23 protein-coding genes and 1 rRNA gene are annotated in these 25,460 nt (G+C 45.6%); 10 read left to right on the plus strand and 14 right to left on the minus strand.

Features of this window, described 5'->3' with window-relative positions; genetic code table 11:
* Positions 1-23 precede the first annotated feature (23 nt).
* The 10 genes from VNM22_09140 to VNM22_09185 all read right to left on the minus strand — a co-directional run bounded on the left by VNM22_09140 (position 24) and on the right by VNM22_09185 (position 10,731).
* Positions 24-404 carry a hypothetical protein gene (locus tag VNM22_09140; GenBank protein ID HWP47312.1) on the minus strand — a complete coding sequence of 127 codons (381 nt, stop codon included), beginning with the start codon at positions 402-404 and terminating at the stop codon, positions 24-26.
* A complete protein-coding gene (asnB, locus tag VNM22_09145) occupies positions 395-2,296 on the minus strand; it encodes an asparagine synthase (glutamine-hydrolyzing) (GenBank protein ID HWP47313.1) in 1,902 nt (633 codons plus the stop codon). Before asnB ends, VNM22_09140 begins: the two co-directional genes overlap by 10 nt.
* A 10-nt stretch (positions 2,297-2,306) precedes the next feature.
* Positions 2,307-3,149: a class I SAM-dependent methyltransferase gene (locus VNM22_09150; protein HWP47314.1), complete on the minus strand. Its 843-nt coding sequence runs from the start codon at positions 3,147-3,149 to the stop codon at positions 2,307-2,309.
* 185 nt (positions 3,150-3,334) lie between these two features.
* Complete coding sequence (locus VNM22_09155) at positions 3,335-4,450, minus strand: glycosyltransferase (protein ID HWP47315.1); 1,116 nt, start codon at positions 4,448-4,450, stop codon at positions 3,335-3,337.
* A 30-nt stretch (positions 4,451-4,480) separates the two neighbouring features.
* A complete protein-coding gene (locus VNM22_09160; GenBank protein HWP47316.1) occupies positions 4,481-4,948 on the minus strand; it encodes a methyltransferase domain-containing protein in 468 nt (155 codons plus the stop codon).
* Positions 4,949-4,982: 34 nt separating this feature from the next.
* The gene (locus VNM22_09165; protein HWP47317.1) at positions 4,983-5,837 is read right to left on the minus strand and encodes a methyltransferase domain-containing protein; all 855 of its coding nucleotides are present in this window, start codon (positions 5,835-5,837) and stop codon (positions 4,983-4,985) included.
* On the minus strand, positions 5,809-6,768 hold the full coding sequence (locus VNM22_09170; GenBank protein ID HWP47318.1) for a class I SAM-dependent methyltransferase: 960 nt from the start codon (positions 6,766-6,768) through the stop codon (positions 5,809-5,811). The genes VNM22_09165 and VNM22_09170 overlap by 29 nt, the downstream gene beginning before the upstream one ends.
* 84 nt (positions 6,769-6,852) lie before the next feature.
* Entirely contained in the window at positions 6,853-8,202 is a 1,350-nt protein-coding gene (locus VNM22_09175; protein HWP47319.1) for a lipid II flippase MurJ, read from the minus strand.
* 11 nt (positions 8,203-8,213) lie between these two features.
* Positions 8,214-9,521: a Wzz/FepE/Etk N-terminal domain-containing protein gene (locus tag VNM22_09180; GenBank protein HWP47320.1), complete on the minus strand. Its 1,308-nt coding sequence runs from the start codon at positions 9,519-9,521 to the stop codon at positions 8,214-8,216.
* A 121-nt stretch (positions 9,522-9,642) separates the two neighbouring features.
* Complete coding sequence (locus VNM22_09185) at positions 9,643-10,731, minus strand: GDP-L-fucose synthase (protein ID HWP47321.1); 1,089 nt, start codon at positions 10,729-10,731, stop codon at positions 9,643-9,645.
* Positions 10,732-11,649: 918 nt separating this feature from the next.
* On the opposite strand from VNM22_09185, the gene VNM22_09190 reads away from it, so the two are divergent.
* The 9 genes from VNM22_09190 (at position 11,650) to VNM22_09230 (ending at position 21,445) form a co-directional block, all read left to right on the plus strand.
* Entirely contained in the window at positions 11,650-13,218 is a 1,569-nt protein-coding gene (locus tag VNM22_09190) for an acyl--CoA ligase (GenBank protein HWP47322.1), read from the plus strand.
* A 433-nt stretch (positions 13,219-13,651) separates the two neighbouring features.
* Positions 13,652-14,629: a 2-dehydropantoate 2-reductase gene (locus tag VNM22_09195; GenBank protein ID HWP47323.1), complete on the plus strand. Its 978-nt coding sequence runs from the start codon at positions 13,652-13,654 to the stop codon at positions 14,627-14,629.
* 232 nt (positions 14,630-14,861) lie between these two features.
* Positions 14,862-15,962 (plus strand): DUF2891 domain-containing protein, encoded by a 1,101-nt coding sequence (locus VNM22_09200; protein HWP47324.1) that lies wholly within the window; start codon positions 14,862-14,864, stop codon positions 15,960-15,962.
* A 103-nt stretch (positions 15,963-16,065) separates the two neighbouring features.
* The gene (locus VNM22_09205) at positions 16,066-17,265 is read left to right on the plus strand and encodes a polymer-forming cytoskeletal protein (GenBank protein ID HWP47325.1); all 1,200 of its coding nucleotides are present in this window, start codon (positions 16,066-16,068) and stop codon (positions 17,263-17,265) included.
* A 105-nt stretch (positions 17,266-17,370) separates the two neighbouring features.
* On the plus strand, positions 17,371-18,657 hold the full coding sequence (locus tag VNM22_09210; protein HWP47326.1) for a radical SAM protein: 1,287 nt from the start codon (positions 17,371-17,373) through the stop codon (positions 18,655-18,657).
* Between the two features lie 126 nt (positions 18,658-18,783).
* Positions 18,784-19,344 (plus strand): thiamine pyrophosphate-binding protein, encoded by a 561-nt coding sequence (locus tag VNM22_09215; GenBank protein HWP47327.1) that lies wholly within the window; start codon positions 18,784-18,786, stop codon positions 19,342-19,344.
* On the plus strand, positions 19,341-19,907 hold the full coding sequence (locus tag VNM22_09220; GenBank protein HWP47328.1) for a thiamine pyrophosphate-dependent enzyme: 567 nt from the start codon (positions 19,341-19,343) through the stop codon (positions 19,905-19,907). The genes VNM22_09215 and VNM22_09220 overlap by 4 nt, the downstream gene beginning before the upstream one ends.
* A gap of 267 nt (positions 19,908-20,174) precedes the next feature.
* Positions 20,175-21,179, plus strand: coding sequence for a DUF1517 domain-containing protein (locus VNM22_09225; GenBank protein ID HWP47329.1), 1,005 nt, complete (start codon positions 20,175-20,177; stop codon positions 21,177-21,179).
* Between the two features lie 41 nt (positions 21,180-21,220).
* Positions 21,221-21,445, plus strand: a complete 225-nt coding sequence (locus tag VNM22_09230) for a DUF350 domain-containing protein (GenBank protein HWP47330.1) — start codon at positions 21,221-21,223, stop codon at positions 21,443-21,445.
* Between the two features lie 83 nt (positions 21,446-21,528).
* Here VNM22_09230 and VNM22_09235 read toward each other — a convergent pair whose 3' ends face one another.
* The 3 genes from VNM22_09235 to VNM22_09245 form a co-directional block, all read right to left on the minus strand.
* A complete protein-coding gene (locus tag VNM22_09235) occupies positions 21,529-22,248 on the minus strand; it encodes a hypothetical protein (GenBank protein HWP47331.1) in 720 nt (239 codons plus the stop codon).
* The gene (locus VNM22_09240) at positions 22,245-22,664 is read right to left on the minus strand and encodes a DUF2231 domain-containing protein (protein HWP47332.1); all 420 of its coding nucleotides are present in this window, start codon (positions 22,662-22,664) and stop codon (positions 22,245-22,247) included. The genes VNM22_09235 and VNM22_09240 overlap by 4 nt, the downstream gene beginning before the upstream one ends.
* Positions 22,665-22,755: 91 nt before the next feature.
* Entirely contained in the window at positions 22,756-23,856 is a 1,101-nt protein-coding gene (locus VNM22_09245) for a hybrid sensor histidine kinase/response regulator (GenBank protein HWP47333.1), read from the minus strand.
* 410 nt (positions 23,857-24,266) lie between these two features.
* Here VNM22_09245 and VNM22_09250 point away from each other — a divergent pair, with 410 nt between their 5' ends.
* Positions 24,267-25,199, plus strand: coding sequence for an MBL fold metallo-hydrolase (locus VNM22_09250; GenBank protein ID HWP47334.1), 933 nt, complete (start codon positions 24,267-24,269; stop codon positions 25,197-25,199).
* A 121-nt stretch (positions 25,200-25,320) separates the two neighbouring features.
* Here VNM22_09250 and VNM22_09255 read toward each other — a convergent pair.
* A 16S ribosomal RNA gene (locus VNM22_09255) occupies positions 25,321-25,460 on the minus strand; the annotation flags it as partial.

Consider the following 25,460-nt stretch of genomic DNA (forward strand, 5'->3'; position numbering starts at 1 on the left):
TAGGTTTTGTAACAAAGATACTTCTACCCTGATCTAGTAAAAAAGGTTTCGTAATCTCGCACCCCATATCCGAAAGTAAATGAATCCCCCAACATCATCACACGCAGAATATCGTTTTTTTCCTTGATATCTTTCCAGCTTCTAAAACCGAATTTATTCGTATAGGTGGCTACCCAATGATTATTTTTATCGGTCACTTCAATGTCTTTGGAGTAAAAGTTGTAATTCAATGCATAGCCTGCCTGGGGATGGTAACGATATAAAAATTTAGGGCCGCTGGTACCTACTAACTCGGGTTTATCAAAGAGCGTTAAATAGACTTCGATACAAAACAAAGTGAGAGATAATGCAATAAAAAACAGACCCAGGTTAAGGAAAAGGTTCTTGGCTTTTTTCAGGCCCATTTCTCCCGCCACATTTCGAATACCAACAGGAGCCATATTCTATTTACATCGATACTATGCCCTCTTTTAAATTCATAAACAGTTCGTTGAACCAGTTTTGGATTCAGAATTCCCGCATTGCGGATGCGTATTGGATCCAGGTAGTAATCCAAAAGGTCCAAGAGATCCCCTAGCAGCCATTCTCTGAGAGGAATACCAAAACCCTGTTTAGGCCGATCCACCAATTCACGGGGGACATATTTATAGAGAATTCTACGCAGAAGGTGCTTACTGCCTAAATGACCCCGGCGTAAATTCAAAGGGAGACGAAAAGCAAATTCTACCAACCGATGGTCTAACAAAGGCTCCCGTCCTTCCAGGCTTACGGCCATACTGGCCCTATCTACTTTAGTAAGAATATCGGCAGGCAGGTAATAATGAAGATCCCACAACATCATTTGTTCTTCATAAGAACCGGTATAAACGTCCAACAAGTGTCTTTGGGGAGAATAACCTCCTATCAGGTCATCAATCTCAGGTACTATCCAATGGGATGAGGCTAAATCGAAAAATTGAGCAGGATCCAGGGTAGGAAGTATATATTTCAGCTTAATCAGGCGGTCGATCATTTTATAACCTTTGCCCGCCGGTAAAATCCGACCTAATAAAATCAGAACATCCCTTGGTATAACCTTCAACGGGGTTCCTACCATATTCCATAGCCAGCCGGGAATCCGTTGCAAGGTGGCAACTTTTCTGGGTATGAAATCATAACTGGTATACCCTCCGAACAGTTCATCTCCTCCATCCGCCGATAGGGCGACTTTTACCTGCTCCCGGGCCACCTTAGATACCAGCCATGTGGGAATTCCAGACGAATCTCCAAAAGGTTCATCATACAGGGTAGCCCACCGGGGGAGAATATCCTTGGCTTGATCCACAGAAAGTAAATATTCGGTATGGTGGGTTCCCAGGTGCTCTGCTACACGCCGTGCCCATGGGGATTCATCGAATTGATTTTCTTTAAAGCCGATGGTAAAGGTATGAATAGACTGGCCGGAGTGGCGCTGCAAAATGGCTGTAACCGTGGACGAGTCAATTCCTCCCGAAAGGAAAACCCCTACGGGCACGTCTGAAACCAGGCGGTAGCGAAAGGCATCGATCAGAAGGGATTCCAACTGATTTTCCAGTTCTTTCTCAGGACCCCGAAGGGGATTATCCAGAGCATCCAGTACAGACCAGTATGGCTGAACGATAGGTTCCCCGGTTTTTCTCAATATCAGCCAGTGGCCCGGCGGGAGTTTACGAACCTGCCGGTAAATACTTCTTGGATCGCTGATGTATCCATATTGGAAGAATTCACCAAGAGCCTGTCGGTCTATATCTGGCTGCCAGTGGCGAAAAGCACGTAAAGCTTTCAGCTCGGAACCAAACCAAAAATTCCGCCCATCCCAGCCATAGTACAGGGGTTTGACCCCCAGGCGATCCCGAAATAGGTATAACTTTTGATTTTTCCCATCCCAAAAGGCAATGGCAAACATACCGATGAAGCGCTCAACGGCTTTTTCTCTCCATTCACAAAACGCGGCCAATACTACCTCTGAGTCACCACTCCCACAAAAGGTATACCCCTTAGCTTCCAGATCTTTACGTATTTCACGAAAGTTGTAAACCTCTCCATTGAAAACCATAGCGATCTGACCATCCTGACTTACCATGGGTTGGTGACCGCGTTCTGATAAATCTAGAATAGATAAACGGGTATGCCCTAATCCAACACCCTGGGAATTTCTCCAAAGTCCTTTGTCATCAGGCCCGCGATGATGAAGGCTAGTAACTGCCCGGGGAAGGTCCTCCCAGAATTTGTCTTCTGATTGTCCTTCCCTGGCCCAATAACCTGTGATGCCGCACATAAAAATACTCCTAATTACGTTGAAAACGTAAGACCGGCCCTTTACCATCGATTCCCCGGCTATAAAGGGTGAAGCCTGATTTAGTTGCTATCTCTATGTAAGCTTCATCGGGTAAGCAATTCTCATAGCGGGTAGCAAGAGAATCATAAGTGTCCAGCAATGCCCATTCGTAAAGCTGAACCTCGCTAAGTTCCGGGTAAATTTCTTCATAATCACAAACAAAGATAATCTTTTGTAGTTTTCTCCCGACAACCGGTACTTTTCTTGCCAATCTGCGCAACCCTAAAGCTATAGGGGTATAAATACGGATAAAATCATAAGTGGTTCTGGGTGATAACCGCGAAACCCACATCCTCCACCAGGCACGCGGTGTCAGCCATCGCCACCAACGATAAGGATAATTCCAGATGATCACCATCCCCCCAGGCTTTGCCTTTGATAAAATACCCATAAAGGCTCTTAAAGGATCTGGGGTGTGCTGAAGCACACCGATGGCATAGATAAGATCTGCAATCCCGTCACGAAGTGGAAGATGAAAGAGGTCCCCTTGAATAACATGTACATTCGACTTTTTTCCATGTAATTCATAACAGGCATCCACAGCGGAAGATAGATCGACGGCAAGAATTTCCTGGGCGTAGTCTGAGATCAGCTCTATAAAAGGTCCCGCACCACACCCGGCATCTAAGACTACTTTCCCCTTCGTAACTTCCGGTCCTTCCCCAATAATTCGATTCCAACGCCCCCTGAAAATTTCTGTACGGTTCAGGCTATCTTGCTGGGTCGTTGCAAACCGATTCCATTGCAATCCAAAAGAATCCGCATAATTCGTATCAGGAACAAAACGTGGCACACCCTTTAATACGGGGAAACAGCGCTTACAACCCCTGCAGGTTAGGGTTCCTTTTACCAACTCTTCACCCTCCCTACAGGTATTACCGCTTAAATCAAGGGACCTGTTACAATCTGAACAAACTAAGAACTCCAATAACTGCAGCTTCATTTTCTTCCATCCTTCTGGGATTATCCTATGGTCGTTTAACCTGATAAAATCTGATCGTATAGGTGATGATAACGTTCAATCATAATCGTCTTATCGTAATACTCTCTAACGATACTTTGGGCCCGTTGAGCGTATTGCCGGGCCTTTTCTGGATTTTTCAATGCCTTTTTGATGGCGAAGGCTAAAGCTTCTGGATTTTTGGCAGGAACAAGGTAACCGCAAAGACCATGGGAACCTCCAAGCAAAGCTCTGGCATCTCCAACATCTGTCGCCACTATTATCCGTCCTGCTGCCATTCCTTCAAGTAAAGCATTAGACATTCCTTCTCCATAAGAGGAGGAGGCAAGAATATCCATATCAGCCAGAACTGACCAGATATCCTCCACCGGCCCATACCATTTCACACATTCGGAGATTCCAAGGTTTTTTGCCAGGATCATAAGTTCTGTGCGGTAATCTACCGGTCCATCTCCATATAGGTGAAGTATCACTTTCTCTCCATGATCCAAGAGAATGCGCAGAGCCTGAAACATGGTAGGATGGTCTTTCATGGGATCGAAACGTGCCAGCATTCCTATATGCCAGGGGGGCTCATGAGCCAAAGGTGGGGGGAACTTATAATCCTCGGGTATATCAATTCCATTAGGAATTACAAGTAATTTATTTTTTGGATAGCCAATACCAACGTGGTAAAGCCGACCTCGTTCGGAGTTGCAAACTATCGCTCGAGCCATCCAACGACCTAGCAGGCCATCCGTATGTAGATATAACTTGCTACGAAGAGTTGGATAACCCGCGTTAGAGGCACGGACACCCATAACTACAGGCCGCCAGGTTATTAGCCCGGCTATGACCGCAAAGGTATTGGCCGGTGGCATCCAACCTTGAATAAGATCTATATTGTTTGTTTTGATATATTTTGCTAACCGAGGAATGACCGAAAAATCCCATTTACTTTTTCGGTTCAGACTAATAAGATGGACTTTTCCCCATGTCCTCAGTTTCTCCCAGAACGAACCCCCGGGATAAAGAGTCACCACATGAGGCTCAACATCCCTGGCTACGAGACCCTTTACCAACAGGGCGAGCTGGCGCTCTGCTCCACCGGTTCTTAAGGCATGAATGTGAAAAAGAATTCTTTTCCCTACCATATTTATTTATGTTAGTTGTTTATTTGAGGCCTATCGATTTGCTAAATTAAATAATTTTAAGGCTTCCTCATCTACTAATTTTTGTCCAATGTATAGCAAATGAGGAAATTTTTTTTCTTTTAATTTATACTTTACCCGATGTAGAAGCCTGAATAATTTGGGATAACGAGAGAATAAAGTTGGACGACAAACAATTTCAGTAAATCCAGCTACTTGCATCACCTGGCTTAGGGAATCTGCAGAAAAGGAACGCATATGTTGCACGGTATGGAATACACAACCACAGTTGGGGCATATAACCTGGTGTTCAGCAAGATTCTCTTCATTAGGAGTTGTAACCGCAATGTAGCCCCCGCGTTTCGTGATAAGTAGTATTTCATGTAAAATGCTCTGCAATGCTTTGTCATCCAGGTGTTCAATCGTTTCAATTAAAAGAACAACATCTGCAGTAAAATCATCTATGGGAACTGCTTCGAAGGTGCTTAAACGTGCGCCCATAAAGTGGGGATTCCCGCTTAATCTCTCGTTCAATCTATTTTTTTGAAGTACAGACCATGTAAGGTGACAAAAGTTGGGTTGCAGGTAATTCTGATACCACATTTTCAAATAACCAAATTCCTTTTGAGAACCAGATCAGGGTTCTTAATAGCACTCTTTTAAGTTGAAAGGAGATATTTCTAGAAAGACCATTTAAATTGACCACGCTAAAATCTGTTGAAATAAAATACCGACAGGAAATTACAGACAGCCCACTTTTCTCATGGGCTTTAGCTAGTTCAGTACACGAAAGCAGAACGTGAATATCATAAATTGGCTTATTTAACCATTTTTGAATAAACCCAACACTTCCTATCATATTAGGTATCAGCGTGATCATAATCCCTCCGGATTTAAGGAATCGAGCAAAAGCGGCTAAGACCCTTTCCGTAGGTGTGAAGTGTTCTGCAACCCCAAAAGAAATAACTACATCAAAAACTTCTATCATTTCCTTTGGCGGATTAAAAAAATCAGCACATATAATCGTTCCTTTTACTTTCTCTCTATCCAGTATCCTCTCTGTCAAACAACATCCCTTTTCTGAGTAATCAATACCAAAAATTTGAAAACCAAACTCCTTAGCGAAATAAGGTAACCATACCGAGGCTGCACATCCTATCTCTAAAAGGCTACTTTCAGAAGTTCTAAGTCCCGAAAAGATTTGAGTAAAAAATTCATGAAATCGTCTGGGAATAGGATTTTTTAGAAGTCCTCGCTCAAAATCTATAGCAGGAGGCAATTCTAGAACTTCCCATCCTGAGTCCCAGTATTCTTTGCTAACTCTATCGATCCTTTCCATAAAGTTCAGAACGATTAATCCTTCATTTTTTTCTTGCAGTGTAAGTAACAATGCCGTAGGTTTTTGTCCATATCTGATAGCATTCCAATAGAGGTACTAAGGCACGGTCCAATATATCTATAGGATGAGTTAAGGCATAACGAAATATCGAAAAAATATTTTTTTCCAGTTTATTCCTGTTCAAATACTGAGAGAAGCTAGGTGGCATATCTTCCCAAGTAAAATCCCGACGCTTCACCAATCGCGTTATTAAATAATAAAGCCATCCCCTGGGAGCCATCCCGTATATATTATTCCTATAATCTTCGGCTATAAGCTCCATCCCAACTATCTCCATATAACGTTGAATTGTATCCCTTGTAAAAAAGTATAAATGACGAGGGACATCTTCACCGAAAAGCCTTCTAGATGATAAGCTTTTAAAATTTGTAACCAAAAAAACAAAAATCCCATCCGATTTTAAGACCTCACTCGCTTTTCTAAAATAGGCCATAGGATTGTGTACATGTTCTAAAACAGCCCATGCCGTTACGGCATCATACCGCGCACATTTCCCCTCGAGTTGATCAAAGGGTATTCGATATACCGGAAAATCGTGAATAGGTTGAGAATTAGCAGAGATTTCAACTCCTTCAACTTCCCATCCCTGGGTGGCCATGTACCTTGCAAAGTCACCGTTTGCACACCCTATATCCAAAAGACGTGGACGATCTTTTCCCTTTTTAACATCCAGCAAATATTTGCTTTCTTCCTGATATCTTTTCTTATGAAAAGCTAAATCTGTGGTAAAATACTCATAAAACTCGGCTGGGTAATAACGGTTTATTTCCTCAAAGCTTGGTCTTGGATTTACAAATCCAAGACCGCACCCTTTGCACTCTACCACGTTAAATCTTTCATTGGGGAAAAAATGCCTGTCCGGCATACTATAAACAAATTTCAATTTAGCTGATCCGCATAAGTTGCAATCGACAGTCTCCATAATCCTTTCACTTATAATACTTCACGATAAAACAAACAGATACTAATTTACGCCTGACTATTAGAAGATGAAAAAACATCCTCTTTACTTTAACAACCTTGTAGCGAAACCCATACAAAGAATCGTTGAAACTAAATAGACTGTTGAGGTGGATAGGGCAATTCCATAGACTCCCCAGATCTGCATAAACCACCAGTTGAGGATCACATTCAAAACCATGTTAACACCTGTTACAAAGGTAAGGATTTGGTTTTTTCCCATTGCCGAGATGAGCCTGACGGCCAGAATACCTATAAGATAACTGGGAGCCTGAAGTAAATAAGCTCGCTGAATTCCGGCCACCAAATGTGCCGCCTGGGCATCGAATGCCCCACGCTGAAAGATAAGACGTACTAAAGGTTCTGAAATCAGAATAAGGACTGTTACAAGAGGAACACTGGTGAGTAATAAGAGTTGGGTGTATCGCTTTAAAGTATGTCGGCAACCTTCCCAATCTTGTCGGGCAACCATTTCCGAGAAATAAGGTAGAATAGCCGTAGCTAGGGCAGTGGCCGTTATATTGGTTAAAAGAGAGGGAATTTTATTACCGAAATTAAGTCCGGCAATAGAACCCGCATCCAGACCAGAGGCCATTGCCTGATCGACCAGCGCAGTACTACCCATCATAAGAGTTCCTCCCATTAATGCCCCCGTTTGGAGGAATACCCGCCGCAGATCTGAGTTGATCGGTTCCCAGTTCAGCCTGAGACTATAACCTCTTCGTGCTAAAGCAAACTGTAAGACACTAAGCTCTATGCCTGCTCCTATAACCGTGGCCCAGACTAAAACTCTCACCCCCCAGCTCGAACCTGATAAAAGTAAAAGAAAGATGGTCACGAGGGGTGTAAAGACAGGAACCAGGCTGCTAAACCCAAAACGCTTTCCCGCCTGAAGTACTCCATGACATAAAGTACTTAGACCTCTCAAGAAAAAATAGGGGATAAGCCCCCAAATCAGGGAGAGGGTCAAGGCCTGCTTTTCCGGTGAAAAACCGTAAGCTATTATCCTTAACATCTGTGGGAGTACCCCTATAAAGAGGATAATCACCCCAACTATCCCAATCAAAAGAAATGTAACCGTATTTGCCAAAAAGCGTTGAGCATAAAGTGGAATACCTCGATTTTCAATCTGAGCAAATACAGGAATAAAGGAGGATTGGAAAGCATTTAGTAAAAGATCTAGAAAAAAACTTACAACGGTAAAGGCAAAAATAAAGGCATCTAGATCTGTCGTTATACCAAATACACTGGCCAGGATGGTCTCTTTAAAAAAACTTATTACCTTAACCAGTGACGTAATCAGGCCAATGGTTAGAGCTGCACCGACGATCTCTCGATTGACCGTACCGGTTGTAAATTGTCGCCAGCGTGTCAAAAGAACCCGGGATATCGTCACAAAAATACCCCTTACGGTAAAGAGGAATCTAAGGTAGTCTGAATAGACGGTTTAACTCTATAGCGGGAGATATACTCCAGAAGAAAAGCAAGTATTACCAAACCCAAGAGTGCAACGGCTCCTGCAGTAAGTACATTCATTTTCCTGTTGGGTTTAATAGGATTTTCAGGTATAACCGCCGAGTCTACGACCTTTAATTCCTGGGTTTTGGAGGCAACCTGGATTCGAGCTTCTTCAAACCTTTGTTTTAACGACTTATAAACTTCCTTAGCTAACTCATACGTCCTGGTTAGATTCTCTAATTTTATCTCCCTTTGGGCTAAGTCCTTCTGTAAATCGGTCAGCCGCTTTCCATTGGCTTCCAGATCTCTGGCCAGAACTGCTTTCCTGACCTTCAAACCTTCCAGGCCGGAAAGGGCTTCCACCAGCTTGGGCTCCAGTTCCTGGTATAGAGGATTTACCTGTTCATCTTTTGCCTGAATCCCCAACAAATCCAGGGGCGGTAGCTTCGAAACTTCCTGGACTACGTCCTTCATTATCGAATCGTTGGATATGGATCGGGAAAGCACCAGAATCTTCTTTTCATTTCCCAGCTTCTTACCCAATACGTCCACGACTGTATTTTGTTCCTCAATTATCTGATTGATTTCCAGAAGTTCCAGCTCGAGCCTTTCCTTCCCTTTCAGAAGGATTTCAACTTCTTTTCTTAATTTATCGATTTCTGAAGTTTCTTTAAAAGCCAGTAGCTCCTGCTCGGCTTTGGCCAGCGCCTCACTTGCCTCATCCAGTTGAGTTTTGAGAAAATCCCTGGACTTAACCGTTTCATCTTCATTGAGAGCTTTATTCAGTTCCACAGCCGAAACCGCTACCATATTGGCTATGTCTCGGGCCTTTTCAGGGTTTGTATACTCTACGTTAATACGAATCAGATTGGTACCTCTAAGGGGTACTACCGATATCATTCCATCCATCAGACTTTCAAGAGTTAAATTATAAGGGGGTTTATCTAAACTAAATTTCTCAAGAATTTCTTTAGCAACCGTTTGACTTTTGATGATCCCTACATACGTTTCGATAGGAGGAAGCCGGACTCCCACATTGCCCCCGATCTTCGGATCTGTGATAAGAAGAAGGGCTGTTGCTCGATACACTTTGGGCATCAGAAGACTTATTATCGCTGCTAAGATCATACAAAGCAGGGTTCCCCCTATAATCAAATACTTCCACTTCCAGAGTACCTTCAAATAATCCATTAAACTCGTTTCATCTGCCTCTTCTACGTCTGTTTTTACAATGAATTTTTCACTTACTTCGGCCATAGTTTTTCCCTGTAGTTTTTTTGCTTAAAAAGATAGGATTATCCCTTCATAAAGATTTCCTTCTCTACCAGGTGTGCTATAATTAACAAAAAACGGAAATCCTGTCAAGGGTTTTGTTGGCTTACGTCGATTTAACTCTTTGCTCTTTTCGGGTTTCACCCCGGGCCACCCCGGTTTTTTGATCCTTTGAACTGAGAATAGATTGATACCACTGAATGGTCCGACGCAGACCTTCTTCGAAGGGTGTCGAAGCTCTGAAGCCAAAGAGTTGTTCGGCTCGACCAATATCCAGCTTGCGCCGGGGTTGTCCATTCGGTTTCGTAGTATCCCATACAATCCTCCCCTCAAACCCCATCAGTCGGCCAATGGTTTCTACCAACTCTTTAATACTGATCTCGAAGGCACTCCCCAGGTTCACCGGCTGACTGTCGTTATAACGCTCGGTCGCCAGCAAAATACCCTCTGCAGCATCCTCTACATAGAGAAACTCACGGGTGGGCGAACCATCTCCCCAGACCGTAACGATGGGAATAACTGTATCTTGCCGGCCGGTACTTTCTGTAGCCGACTTAGCAAGCTCCCCGGCCTCAATGAATTTCCGAATAAGGGCCGGAATTACATGGGAGGACTCCAGGTCAAAATTATCTCCAGGTCCGTAAAGATTAGCCGGTAACAAAAAGATGGAGTTGAAACCATATTGCCGACGGTAAGCCTGACTTTGAACCAGGAGCATCTTCTTGGCCAGGCCGTAAGGAGCATTGGTTTCCTCGGGATAGCCATTCCATAGATCTTCTTCTTTAAAAGGTACCGGCGTATACTTGGGATAGGCACATACGGTACCGATGGCTACAAACTTACTTATACCGGCCCGCCAGGCCTCGTGCAGGAGTTGTACACCCATTATCAGGTTGTCATAGAAAAACTCCGCCGGATGGGCTTGATTGGCCCCGATACCTCCTACCCTTGCGGCCAGATGAATAACTATATGGGGTCGGACCTGGGTAAATAAACGCCGAATGGTAGTTAAATCCCTCAAATCATAATCCTTACTCCGGGGAACGAAAATCTCCGCCGCTCTCCGTTCCCTAAGCTTTTTAACTACAAAGGTACCCAAAAATCCGGCACCACCGGTCACAACAACACGTTTGTTTTTCCAAAATTCATTACTGTTCGGCCAGTCCTGAACCGCCTCTGGCTTATTCTCGCTCATAGAAGATTCCTATTTCAGGAGCAGTTTTTTTCTCACCTGACCCCCCCCACGCGCCAGGATAAGTAGATTAACCGTCCCAGGATAAGTAGATTAACCGTCCCCGGTTGACAATTAGGTTAGCCCCAGCGGGACGACCTGTTTAACAGGCTGCTGCTCCGAAACTTGAAAAAACTTCTGGATGACTGAAACCCCGACGCAAGTCGGGGGGCTACCCACGGTTCGCCCTGGATGGAGCTTTTTATCCTTATCCTGGCCCCTATGCTCCCCTAACCCCCTTCCCGACGTGGGAAGGAGGAACTTGGGGATAGCCTGGGTCCTCCTTACATAACAATTCCATGGAGTTCCTTCGAACCTTCAGGTAATATTCTCACAGTAAACAGGTAATATTCTCCCGGTAAAGTAGATATAGGTTAATAAATATAGGGAGCTTTGTCAAAGGTTTTCTAATAATTTAATAGGTGGAAGAAGAACCCCCCCCCCATCCCCCCTCACTAACCATTACCCACATTTTTTCATTTCAGGGGATTAATAACTGGTTTAGCTATCTTGCTGGTTGAGTAGCGAAATGCATTGAATCTCCTTCGTGAGGGAAAGATCCCTCTTTTTGCAAGGTGGGTCAACCGGGACGGTTGACCTACTAACTACTAACCGTTTTGAACCCATCCTCCCAAATCGAAAAATGTGGGTAAAGATAAGCCGTCCACGGGGAGGGAGAAGAGGGAGGGGGCCAGGGGTGAGGGTTACTTAAAAATTAGAATATTTGACAAATAAACTATGTCGATATAATATGATAAAGTTTGAATACGGCTTTTTGTTCAGGATCAAAAAATCTACCCTTTTCCTTCAAAGCGTCGTCTTGCATTCGGGTCGAGTTGGGGTTAATTAAAAGAATATTTTTATTTCATCGAGGTTGTCACCATGAATTCAATTTCCCCTGAGGGTAATACAAAATTTTCTAAAGCTCACAGGGAGCGTTCCAGCCTGTTAGAGTTGCTCGAATCTGCTCCCGGTGAGAAGGTTGCTGTCGTTTTACCTGAGACCGGAATTCGAATTACCTACGATTCACTGCGGGCTCAGGTTATGTCTATAGCCCATACCTTTGCAAAGGCCGGAATTTATCCGGGTGATCGTATAGCCCTTGCTTTACCCAACGGACTCCCGGCCATTGTATGTTTTCTTGCAGCCTCCTTTGTCGGTACCGCCGCTCCCTTAAATCCCGGTTACCGTTATGAAGAATTCTGCTTCTACCTGGAGGATACGGCAGCCCGGGTTCTGGTCATTCCTCCTGAGGGTGGAGACGAAGCCCGACGCGCTGCAGGTGAGCGAATTCCTGTTTTGACCGTAGAAATCGATTCCGATGGTCTGGTCCGGCTTTCTACTCCGGAGCGTGGGCACCCTGCCCGTCATAGTCCCAGATTGGAACCCTATCCCGAAGATATAGCCCTTGTCCTACATACCAGCGGAAGCACGGGACGACCCAAACGGGTGCCTCTCCGACATTTCAATCTGGCCGTTTCTGCCCGGAATATCGTGAATACCTATAAGCTAAATCCTGACGATGTGTCCCTCTGCGTAATGCCACTCTTCCACGTTCACGGACTGGTTGCTTCGGTTCTGTCAACCTTACTTTCCGGTGGTACGGTGGTTGTCCCGGCCCGGTTTAATCCTCTTTCGTTCTGGCGCATCGTTCGAGATCATAGGGTTACCTGGTATTCTGCAGTTCCTACGATCCATCAACTTCTCTTAGCCCGCACCGGAAAAGGGTCCGAAAAACCCGCCGGTACAGAATCTTTGCGATTTATTCGATCTTGCAGTGCTCCCCTTTCACCCGAACTGATGCAAAGGATGGAGGAAATCTTCGAGGTTCCCGTACTTGAAGCCTACGGTATGACGGAAGCTGCCCATCAGATGGCTTCAAATCCACTTCCTCCGGGTATCCGTAAACCGGGTACCGTAGGACGGGGAACCGGCGTTCAAATCGGTATTATGGATTCTACCGGACAACTCCTGGAACCGGGTCAACCCGGAGAAGTGGTTATTCAGGGAGCTAACGTCATTCAGGGATACGAGAACAATCCGGAGGCCAATATAAGTTCTTTTGTAAACCGATGGTTTCGCACCGGAGATCAAGGGGTTCTCGATGGAGACGGTTATTTACGGCTTATTGGAAGGATTAAAGAATTAATTAACCGGGGAGGAGAGAAAATCTCTCCCCGTGAGATTGACGAGGTTTTGCTGACGCATCCGGCTGTGACAGAAGCCGTATGCTTTGGGGTTCCCCACCCAACGTGGGGTGAGGAAGTCGCAGCCGCCGTAGTTTTGCAACAGCAGGTAAGTGAATCGGATCTCCTGAGGTATTGCCAGGATCGCCTGGCCGACTTCAAGTGCCCTAAGAAGATATACCTTGTAGATTCGATCCCGCGGACCGCAACTGGAAAGATCCAACGCCGTGCGGTTGCCGAAGCTTTTTCAGGAAATCAAAAATAACTTTACCTCTATGCTGTAAAGTTAATCTTGATAAATCCTTAAAAGCTCCATCAGGAGCTGACTGTTTGGACCCCCAAACGTCTCGTTTGACTCCTCCAGCAGCAATGTGGGTTGGATCTGTTCCGAATCGGTCGCTCCTGGTGGAGCTTCCTCTCATAAGGCTGGGAATCTGTTTTGCTACAAATAGATCCCTCCTAACGGGGTTTTTAAGGTATATTAAAACTAACTTTACAAGGTAGTATACTTTGTAAAGTTAATTCTGGGTGATTCTCCCTCACCCTCGGCTCCCTCCCTCTTCTCCCTCCCCGTGGACGGGGAGGGAAGGGGTGGGGGCGGAAAGGGGAGTGGGAAGATCTCCGGGCCGCCTCTCCCGAAGCCTCAGGAGAAGGGGGTTGGGGGGGATGAGGGCAGAACAGTTAAAAGTACTAAGTAAATGAAATTTGTCATTGCCGGTGCAGGCGCCATTGGCGCATATATGGGAGCCCGTATGGCCCGGGTGGGTCTGGACGTTACGTTATTTGCCCGGGGGGCTCACGTTCGTGCCATGCAGGAGCATGGAGTCCGGGTTAAAAGCCCAGAGGGGGACTTTGAAGTGAGGCCTGGAGTAACAGATAATCTGGAAACCCTGGGTCCGGTTGATGTGATTATCCTCGGGGTCAAAGCCCACAGTCTGCCGGAACTGGCACCCAGATTGCATCCCCTGCTGGGTCCGGATACAGTCGTAGTCAGTACCCAAAATGGCATTCCCTGGTGGTATTTTCAGCATCACGGCGGTGAGTTTGAGGGACTTCGGTTGGAGCGGGTGGACCCGGGTGGTGTCATCTCTTCTGCCATTGAACCCCACCGGGTGGTCGGTTCCATCGTTTATTTTTCAACCGAGATCATCCAACCCGGGGTAATCCGACATATCGAAGGTAACCGTATCTCCCTGGGTGAACCCGACGGTACACGCTCCGATAGATGTCGTAAGATCGCAGAAGCATTGATCCAGGCAGGCTTTCGATGCCCTGTTACAACCCATATTCGCCACGAAATTTGGGTTAAACTCCTAGGTAACGTGGCGTTTAATCCCATCAGTGCCCTGACCGGTGCCACACTGGTCCAAATGGTTCGTGATCCGGAGGTTTCGGCTCTGGTCCGCCACATCATGAGGGAAGCAGAAGCTGTGGCCACCAGACTTGGACTCGAATTGCCCATTTCCATCGAGCAGAGAATGGCAGGGGCTGAAAAAGTTGGGGAGCACAAAACCTCCATGCTCCAGGACCTGGAAGCCGGACGACCCCTGGAGCTGGAAGCTATTGTCGGAGCGGTAGTTGAATTGGGAGAACGTCTGGGACTTCCCATGACCCATACCCGTACTGTCTATGCCTGTACAAAACTCCTGGCCCACTGTAAAAGCCGACGGATTTAAACCTGCCTTTAATTTTAAAAACCAGCCCGCTTCCTCTCAAAAGTCCTTCAACCTGGGATAAAAGAACCATAGATTATTGACAAACCTTTATAAAAAGGATAAGTTAACCTCTTTAAAATTACTTTTGTGGAAATAAGCCCGGGAACCCTGTTAAAGGGTCCTTCATATCGTAGAACCTTAGATTAAAAAATTCTGAAAAGTTAAAAATAACAAAAATTCTTTTGAAAAAAATATGAACGAGCCTTCTTTAATCCGATTCGAGGGGACATGGACCCTTCGCCAGGAAACAGCCTCGTGTTTTGCTCAACTGGTTTTGAAGGGGATTCGTAGGGAATATCCCCACTATTTCGGTCATGTGGCAAATGAGGACCGGGAGATAAAGACTCCAAAAGCCTTACATCCCGCCTTCTATGGTTGTTTTGACTGGCATTCATCTGTACACGGACATTGGTTGCTGGTACGCCTTCTACGCCTATTTCCTGAATTGCCGGAAGCCGGACAGATTCGTTGGGTACTCAACGAACATTTAACCGCTGAAAATATTTCGGTGGAAGTGGATTATTTTCAACAACCTCATCATAAATCCTTTGAACGCACGTATGGATGGGCCTGGTTATTAAAACTTGCAGAAGAGCTTTATAACTGGGACGATTCAGATGGTAAAAACTGGTCCAGAAACCTGGATCCACTGACCCAGGTAATAATCTTACGTTATCTTGACTTTCTCCCCCGACTCCTCTATCCCATGCGTACCGGTGTTCATTCGAATACGGCTTTTGGTCTTGCCTTTGCTCTGGATTATGCCAGGACCACAGGTCATTCAGAACTGGAAAACCTGGTGGTGGAGCGGAGCCTGACCTACTTTTTGGCGGATAAGACCTATCCGGCTGCCTGGGAACCGGGCGGAGAAGACTTTCTGTCCCCCTGTTTAATGGAAGCCGATCTCATGCGTCGGGTATTAGAACCCGATAGATTTAAAGATTGGTTTCATCCTTTCTTACCGACCTTGAGGAAGGGAGAACCCAGAACTTTGCTGGAACCTGTAAAAGGGATAGACAGAAGTGATCCTAGAATTATCCATCTGGATGGGTTGAACCTCAGCCGGGCCTGGAATATGCGAAGTATCGCTTCGGCCTTAGCAGTAGACGATCCGGCACGGGAAATCCTCGCCTGTGCAGCCCTTCAACACGCCCAAGAAGCCCTTGCCCACGTTATCAGTGGCTACTATGCAGGAGAACACTGGCTGGCAACCTTTGCGGTCTATTTACTATCCACCCCGGATCCTTTAAAAGAAGAAATCGTGGAGACCCGGAGAATCCAGACAAAGGAATAATACCAATACAAAGCGGTAGGATCATTTTAAATTTTTCTTGATTTCTTAGAAATGAATCCTCTAAACTCTAAGCCAAAATTTTTTAGGAAAAGGATTCTCATTCATGGAAATACAAAGTCCCAGGGGGAGTGTTTTAATCATAACCTTATTCATGGTTTCGATTCTTTACCTTCTAGGTATCTCCCTGCTGTTACTTTCCTTTACCGAGACGACCCTTTCAGATTTGGAGGTCCGATCTATGCAGTCTCTTTATCTGGCCGAAAGTGCTTTGGCCGAAGGACTGGCTAAATTAAGAACAAATCCAGACTATCGTACGGATCTCAATGATACCCTTCCTATCGGAACGAACGTGGGATTATATTCGGTTAAGTTCTATGATGGCACCAATGATGGAAATGGTTATTATCGACCTGCACTCTCGCCCTTCCTTTATCAGATTATCCTGGCCGGTAAAGGAACCGTCCCGGGATTTCGAACCTCCGCTCAGACAGAAATAGAGGCCGAAGTTGTCCTGAAACCCTTTGTGATGCTCTCAGAAGAGTCTCTGGATATAAGAGATGGGAGCGTCATTCAGGGAAATATCCATGCCAATCAGCAGGTTACCCTTTCTCCGGCATCTACAGTTACCGGAAATGTGACCACGAGCGGAAGTCTTACCAACCAGGGAACGGTTACGGGGGTTATCTCCTTTCTGGAACCATCCATTCGCCTGCCTGTACTCACGACTCAGCCTTATTATCCGACGTATACCTACCAGGGTACCACCTATTCTGCTCAAAAACTGACCTCCGTTTCGGTTCCTCTTCCGAATCCGCCCGGTAATCCACCGCCGTATCCCAATATCGAATTCTATCAAGGTACCACAAGCTCCGGAAATCCAGCCGGAGTTTACTATGTGGATGAGCCGATTACGGCCAGTCTTGTTCAAATCGATTTAACAGGAACGCTCATCCTGCTCCCTTCTGCGGGAGATCTTAATATAAGCGGGGCTGTTAGAATTACTCCGGTGGGTTCTTTTCCGGCCATCCTGAGTTCCCGCCATCTGCAAATTAGAATGATGGGAAATCTCAGCTCTTTTGGGGTAACAGGGAATTTAATCCAGGGTCTCATTTATACCGACGGGGACATACTCCTGATAGGTGAAGACCTATCAGGAAGGGCAGTTGAGGGTATGCTCATAGCCCATGGGATTACCACCCAGGGTATCCCAAACCTGCAGATCAACTATACCCCCAGCATATTGTCAAATCCACCACCAGATTTAGATTTAATTGAAGTTCTGAGCTGGAAGCAAAAGGAATAGTCGGGCAAAAATATTTGCAAACCTGTTGGAAAAGTGCTAACCTGTAAAGGGATTTCCTTGTTTAATCAATTCTTTAAGCGAAAGGTGATTGCCGGGTAAATTCCTATGCCAAAGCTTGTTTTCTCCGATTCCAAAGGTCAGATCTATGACCATCCCATTTTGGAAATGGCCGGTCGGTCCGGGGATCTCTTCGTCCGCCCTTCTCCTGAGGAGCTTATTCCACTTCCTGCAGGGAGTCGGTTCTTTACCCTGCCTGAGCGTCAACCTGTAGGGTGGAGTCGGTCGGGTAAATCGCTTCGTATTCTGGACACGGTTCGGATGGGACAAAAAATGGTAACACCTTATGCCGTGGCAGCCTTCTTGAGTCCGGGTTATGTCCGAACCCTTCTTCCGGCGGCAACGTCCGAAAGGGTAAAAAGTTTTTTGCCCTTATGGGCTTATACTGCAATTGGCTGGCAAGATGAGCAGTTTTATGTGGCTGCAACCCGGGTAGACGATAATCCAACCTGGAATCCGGAGAATTACGATGATCGTATTTTAGTCGAGAAAGTTCAGGATCGTTTACAAACCAACCCCCATAATCGACTTCTCCATCAAGTAGCCCACTGTGCTTTGAAATATCACTGCTTTACGGCCAAGAACGTGTTTTATCAAAGATGGGAGGCCGGCATTCCCACGTCACCTGCCTGTAATGCCGATTGTGTGGGTTGCATCTCCTTGCAACCTTCCCGACGTGTACAAGCCTCCCATGAACGGCTCGATTTTGTTCCAACGGTAGAGGAGATCGTAGACCTGGGACTTTCCCACTTGAAGAAAGCCGAGAACGGAATTATCAGTTTTGGTCAGGGGTGCGAAGGGGAGCCCCTCATGCAGGCAGAATTGATTGCGAAGGCTATTTTGAGGATTCGGCGGGAGACCTGCCGGGGGACCATTCATATGAATACCAATGGGAGTAAACCCGCCCAGCTTCGTTATCTTTGTGAAGCCGGTTTGGAAAGTATTCGGGTGAGTTTGAACAGTGCAAACCCCCCGGTCTATGAAAGTTACTATCAGCCTAAAAATTATTCCTTTAAAGAGGTGGTCGAATCGATTAAGATAGCCCGGGATTACGGACTGTTCGTTTCCATCAATTTACTGACTTTTCCCGGCGTGACCGATCGTGAAGAAGAAGTAGAGAGTTTATTCCGGCTTATTCGGGAAACCCGCCTGAATATGGTTCAAATACGAAATCTGAATATCGATCCGGATCTTTATTTGCAAATGATTCCCGGCCGAAAGGGAAAAATAATAGGTATTTTGAATTTCCTTAAAAATTTAAAACAGGAGTTTCCAGAACTGACGATAGGGTGTTTTACCAGACCCAGGGAGGGAATTCAAGAAAGGATCGTCTAGAAAAATTCTCAACCGATCCGAATTCCTAAACCGAAAAACATTTGCAAACAGGGTATAAAGATGCTATCATCGCCTAAAAAAATGTAAATCCTTTATTAAGTACCTTAAACCTTAAGGGTGAGGTCTTTGAATGTAAAACGAGACCAGATCCTCGTTTTACATTATTACCCGACTTTCAGGATGTGGGCTGAAACGATTGTAAAAGTATTAAAAGAAAATGATATTCGGTCGATCTCCTTTCTTCCAGACACGGTGATCGGAAAAATTTTAAACTATGCCGTTAAAGATGGGTCTTTTGAGTTAATTACCCTGGCTCGAGAAGAGGAAGGGGTGGGAATCGTGACCGGGGAATATCTCGGGGGAAGGCGTGGGGTCTTAATGATGCAGAGTGCAGGCCTGGGAAATAGCGTCAATGCCCTGGCTTCTCTGGCCATTCCTTATCAAATTCCCTTTCTTTTACTCATCAGCCAGAGAGGGGAGTTGGGAGAATTTAATGCCTGCCATGTAACCATGGGAAAAGCATTACGGCGTATTCTGGATGCCTTAGGGATTCAGCATTTTACCCTCAGACGGGAAGATGAAGTCGAAATCATGATGCAGGGTGCTATCAAAACAGCCTATGCCTCCGAACAACCTGTTGCGGTGATTCTATCATCGGAACTGGTGGGATGGAAAGATGAAAAATGATTAATCGATTGGAAGCGACCCAGTATCTTATGAGACACCTTACCGACGAGCCGGTTATTGCTTCTTGTGGGAATCCCAAATACGATTTATTTTCGGCAGAGGATCGAAAAGAGAATTTTTACATGTGGAATTCCATGGGGATGGCCTCTTCAACAGGGTTGGGGCTCGCCCTGGCACGTCCGGATAAAAAGGTGATCATTTTAGACGGAGATGGAGCCATTTTAATGAATTTAAACTCCCTGACCACAGCCGCCAGTAAATCTCCCCCCAATCTCATCCATATTATCTGGGATAATCGGTCCTACCAAATCACCGGTGGACAGGCAACCCACACGGCGGGAAAAGCCAATTTAGCCCAAATTGCACGAGGGGCCGGTTTTGAGAAGGTGCTGACCCTGGATACCCTGGAAGCCTTTAAGCAGGCTCTCCCTAAAGTTTTATCCGAGCCGGGCCCCTGGGTGGTGGTAGCTATAACCGATAATTGTGGAGCTCCTGGGAGACCTCCTAAAAGTCCAACGTACATCAAGCATCGGTTCATGGAAGCTCTGGGAAGCCGAAGATAATCCAGGACGCGCAGCATGGGATTCTCAAAAATTTTAGTTTCGTTATGTTTCGGTTAAGGGGGCGGTTTGGATCTTAAGGGAGAGTTTTTATACCCATAAGGTGGAAGCCTTTGACCGGAAGGTGTATATTAAAACACAGATCCATAAAAAGTTTAGGTTATTTCCACAAGGAAATACCCCATACCTCATAGGGGTAGCTATAAAGAACTGCCCTGTTTAAGAACAGGCAACATTTTTATACCGAATGGGTAGGAGAGGTTGAGTATCATGTTTGCACGATATTCTAAAATGATAAGTTCCTGGTTACTTGTTTTCATCCTTGCTTTAACTTCTATTCCTTTATGGGAGGGAGAAGTCTTGGCAGGGAATAGGACGGGGGGTCGTGTGGGGGGAAAATCGGGTTTCTCAAGATCATCACCTTCTTCCTCACCATTTTCAAACAGCTATTCCAGATCTCGGGACTATTCCAGTTCAGACTATTCCCGTAGTCCCAATAACACGACGTATATTCCTGTACCCATAGGGGGAGGAAGCCCGGGCTTCTTCTATTTCGGTCCCCGTTATTATCCTGCAACCAGTACAAGTATGGGTAACCTGTTGTTTTGGGCTTTGGTTGTGGGAGCTTTAGTTTTTGTGGCGGTTATTATTTTATCCCGTATGAACTCCAGATCCTCAGGAAGTCTCAGGACTCCCTCGAAGAGTCTGGCTGCTGCTCAGGTTATCAAATTCCAACTGGCTCTGTTATCGGCTGCTAAAGAACTTCAAACGGAACTGAATAAGCTGGCCGAGACGGTAAATACTGGTGACCCGACAGGTCTTCAGCAATTGTTGCAGGAAACAACCCTGGCCCTTATCCGTCATCCAGACTACTGGATGCAAGCGGGGATAGAGGTGGTCTCTACACCTTCCTATGAAGTGGCCGAATCTAAGTTCGATGAATGGGTGATGACCGAACGTGCCAAATTCTCTGAAGAAACCCTGACCAACGTGGAAGGACGTGTCCAGAAGCGGGAAGCTAAACCCAATCGAGACGGAGAGGAAATAGGGGATTATCTGGTTATCACCTTGATAGTAGCAACTACCCGGACGGTCTTCCAACCCCTGTCGGTTATGAATGCCGATGAACTGAAAAAGCTTTTGACTACGTTGGGATCGCTTTCCGCCCGGGAGCTATTGGCCGTTGAGGTGCTCTGGACCCCTCAGAATACAACCGATGTTTTAACTGAAGATGACCTGTTGGTGGGATATCCGGAGTTGAAACCGGTTTCGTAAAAACAACATAAAAATTTTCCCATGAAGAGGGAGGGGGAACGATGCATGTTTTAGTGAATTACTTGATTGCAATTGGATGGGGAATTGTGGGTGCTGTATCCATGGCTCTCGGTTTAGGAATTTTATTATGGGTCTTTAATCGGGTCACTCCCATTGATGAGTGGGAAGAAATCAGAAAAGGAAATGTCTCTGTGGCTATTATCCTGGCTGCTGTAATCCTCGCCCTGGGAATTGCGGTTGGCTTTGCCATTATGCCCCCACCGTAGGAAGTGGGGAAGTATGGGGGTATGGGAGTAAATTTTCCCACACCCCCATACCTCCACACCCCCACACTCCCATACTTTTCTCTTTACTCCTTTCTCTTTTTCCACTCTTCAAACAGCTTTTTGGTCGACTCCCGAGGAGGATAATACTTCCCGGGTGAGACATTTTCTGCTATTATTCTTTCTTTGATAAACTGTTCCAGTTCTTCTTTTTCTATAGCCTCTTGAACTACCTGATGGACCAGGTGCCGGGGGATCACCACAACCCCATCGTCATCTCCCAGGATCACATCCCCCGGGAGTACCAGAACCCCTCCACATTGAATGGCCACATTCTCCTCATAGGGAAGGATGTCCGTGGGACCTGCCTTGGCCGTACTATTCTGAGCGAAAAGTCCCAATCCGTATGTTTTTAAACTGTTGGTATCCCGAAGGGCTCCGTCGGTTACGATTCCTTCGGCTTTACGGAGTTTAAGGCGTAAGAATTTGATATCTCCACCTACAGAAGCATAGGGTAGTCCCAGAGCATCTATTACCAGTACATCACCCGGGCCGCATAACTCTATGGCCCGATACTCCGGTGTGTTTTCTTTTCCGACCGTTTCTTCCTGAAGATCGGGTCGCTGGGGTAAGAATCGAAGGGTCACCGCTCGCCCAACAAGCTTGGTTCCTGGAATTAAACTTCGAACCCCTTCCATGTAAACTCTCAGATAACCGTGAGCCCGTAAAACATCTAAAATATTTGTGCAGGGAAAAGCTTTGAGTTGAGTCAAGATTTCCTGGGAAATTTTAACTTCTCTTTTCATTCAATCCCCACCTTTAGTCCGTAAACCAGTTGTCCCCCTAACCATCCCGTAACAAATACCATTCCGTTTCCCAGTATTGCAAGGCTAAGATAAAGCCATCGCCGGGAGCCATCCAGAATTTTGGGATACTTACGCTTTAATCCGATTTCTACTCCGTAGATTAAAAGTAGAGAAGCCCCGCAATAGGCATGGGTTGACACGGCCCCCTGTCGAGGATCGGCTTCCGCAAGATGACTGAAGTCAATACTTCCTGTAATCAAGGCTCCTAAAGCACCGATATAGCCGAAAATCATGCAATAATAAGCAGCTTTTTCAAAAGCCACCTCTTTTTCATTCAGGTAGAGGATCATAAAAAGAGTACTGGCTGTAAAAAAAGCTATGGGAAAATGGATAACAAAGGGATGAATAGGGTACATGGCCGGTTTCCAGTTTGATTTATCAGGAGTTTAATAAAATTGCTTGCACGTTTCCCGGAGTATGAAGGTTTTATTCGAAGGGGTTTCATTGCTACAAGGGAATGCTGCGTTTGAGTTTAACGTAAACCGTTGTTTTTTGGTTAGGAATACTCTGGATGGTCAAACTCCCTCCATGCAATTCGACCAGGCGTTTGGCAATAATAAGTCCCAGTCCTGTTCCTTGCTGCTCATAGAATTTTCGTTCAAACTGCATATAGGCCCCTATATCGGCAATCTGCTGGGACGTCATTCCTCTTCCAAAGTTGTTTATTTCGATGATAAAAAAGTGATTCAGGGTTGTTGTGGTAACATGAACGGGTGTTCCGGCCTGGGAGAATTTAAATGCATTGCTGATCAGTTCTTCGACGACTTTTTTCAGATTTTCTTCTGAGATCTGGACCTTTGTATCCGTAAGCTCTAAAGCCAAATCCTTTTCCCTTTCCAGTTGTTTAGCTTTTTGCCAGCAGATCTCTGAAATAATCATTCTGGGATGTTCGGTAAAACTGTTCCTTAAGGCCGCTATCCTCTTAGGATCTGTGGCTATGAGTTCAATTTGTGCGTACACAAGGAAATTCTGAATAAGTTTGTGGAGGTTCGTTGCGGATAAGTGGATCATCTGCGCCATTTCTCCAATTTCCTGTCGTCCCACCGTTTCGTAATTTTCCATGAGCAACTCTGAAAAACCCAGAATTCCATGTAAGGGGGTAAGAAACTCATGGGGAAGTGCATGGATAATATTTCCTCGCAAATCTTCCAATTTTTTCTCGCTTCGTTTGAGAACCACTTCCTGCTTTTCAAGCCGGGTTTTAACTGCAGAAAGTAATTCCTGAGTGGTAAAGGGTTTACTGAGGTAATCATCTGCCCCGATATTCATGCCACGTCTCATATCTTCTCTAGAGACTTTAGCCGTCAAAAAAATGAATGGAATTGCGGCTGTTGTTGGATCCTGGCGTAGTATAGCCAGGGTATCATAGCCATTAAGCTCAGGCATTATAATATCACAGATAATTAAATCGGGCAGGTAGTCCCGTGCCAGTTGTATCCCGATCAAACCATTCTCTGCCTGGATTACTTCAAAACCTTCCAAACCCAAAATAGCAGCGATTCCTTCACGAACCGGAAGAGCATCGTCAATAACAAGAATTTTTTTCATTATAAAATCTTCCCCCCTTTAGTAAATTCGTCTTTATCTCTGCCTGGATAGGAGGATGGGTTTTTCCATCCCTCGTCTCCTTTTAAGCCTACTCTAAACTCAGGATCATTTTCAAGAAGAATTTTAAGTTTCGGTGAAAAATTAAAATGGGTAGGGAAAAGAAAAATCCTTGACAAACCCTCTTTCTAAAGATTGAATCCTTAACACAGGGACGCAGGGACAGGGAGACAGGGGGACGCGGAGACAGGGGGACGCGGAGACAGGGGGACGCGGGAACAAGGAATCATTTCCCTATATCCTTGTGTCCTCGCATTCCCAACACCCCAAAGCCCCTGCATCCTAACATCCCAAAGTCTCCGCGTCCCTCTGTCTCCGCGTCCCAACGTCCTGGATTTCAGACGAGGTTACTCATGAAAAAACCAGCTAAATTCCTCATGATTTTTTACATAGCTTTTTTAGGTGTTTTAGCCAGTGCCGTCTTCTCTCAAATAAGCTCAGGTCCGGTTCCCATCCTTAAATGGTTAGGTACTGCAGGTTATGAAATAACCTTTGGAGATACGGTCATTCTCATTGATCCTTTTTTAACGCGGCCACCGGTAAATTTTTTTAGTAAAGATTTTAAGGGGGACGAAGAATTAACTACCAATGAGGCATTAATCTCCGAGGTCATTAAAAAAGCAGATTACATTCTTGTAGGGCACAGTCACTGGGATCATCTGATGGATGTTCCTTATATAGCCAAAAAGACGGGTGCCAGGGTCATAGGTTCTGAGTCAACGGCCAATATCCTCCGGAGCTATGACGTATCGGAAGAGCAGATTATTCCGGTAAAAGGCGGTGAGCAGATCAAGTTTTCTAACTTTTCGGTAAAAGTCATTCCCAGCCTGCACTCCTTGAATGGAAAAAAACGGGTGGGGATTCCGGGTGTGGTGAGTACGCCGCTAAAGCCTCCTTTGAAGGTTGCGGACCTTAAAGAGGGGGGGACGTTTGGTTACTATCTTCGTCTGGGGAAATATACCATTCTTCATATTGGGAGTGCGAATTTTATTGAAAATGAGCTTCGTTATTTACCATCTCCCGATGTGGCGATTCTGGGAACCCTAGCCCGGGAGAATACCGAAGATTATGCTTATCGAATCATTAAGTTATTGAATCCCAAGGTAGTCATTCCGACCCATTGGGATAACTTTCTACTTCCTTTTTCAGAAGGAGCTAAGGAAATTGCCGAGCTTGGCGAGTCCGGGAAAGTTGAAAATTTTGTAAAGGAGATTAAAGAAGTCTCTCCGGGCACGCGGGTTATTGTTCAAAAGTTCCTGGAGACTTATACGGTTGGAAAGGAGTAAGTGGTAAGGTAGGGGGGTGGTCAGGATAAAAAAATAGGGGTTAAAGGAATTTTAACCCCGTAAATTTTTGGAGAAAATCGAACGGGTTTCAGCGGGAGATCGTACTTTCCCTTTTCTCTTGAAAGGAGGTGATCCAGCCGCAGGTTCTCCTACGGCTACCTTGTTACGACTTCACCCCAATCATGGGTCATACCTTGGGCGTCTGCCTCCCCTTTGGGGGGTTAGCGCGACGACTTCTGGTACCACCCACTTTCGTGGTGT

This window comes from Candidatus Limnocylindrales bacterium, from assembly GCA_035559535.1.
Classification (GTDB): domain Bacteria; phylum Moduliflexota; class Moduliflexia; order Moduliflexales; family JAUQPW01; genus JAUQPW01.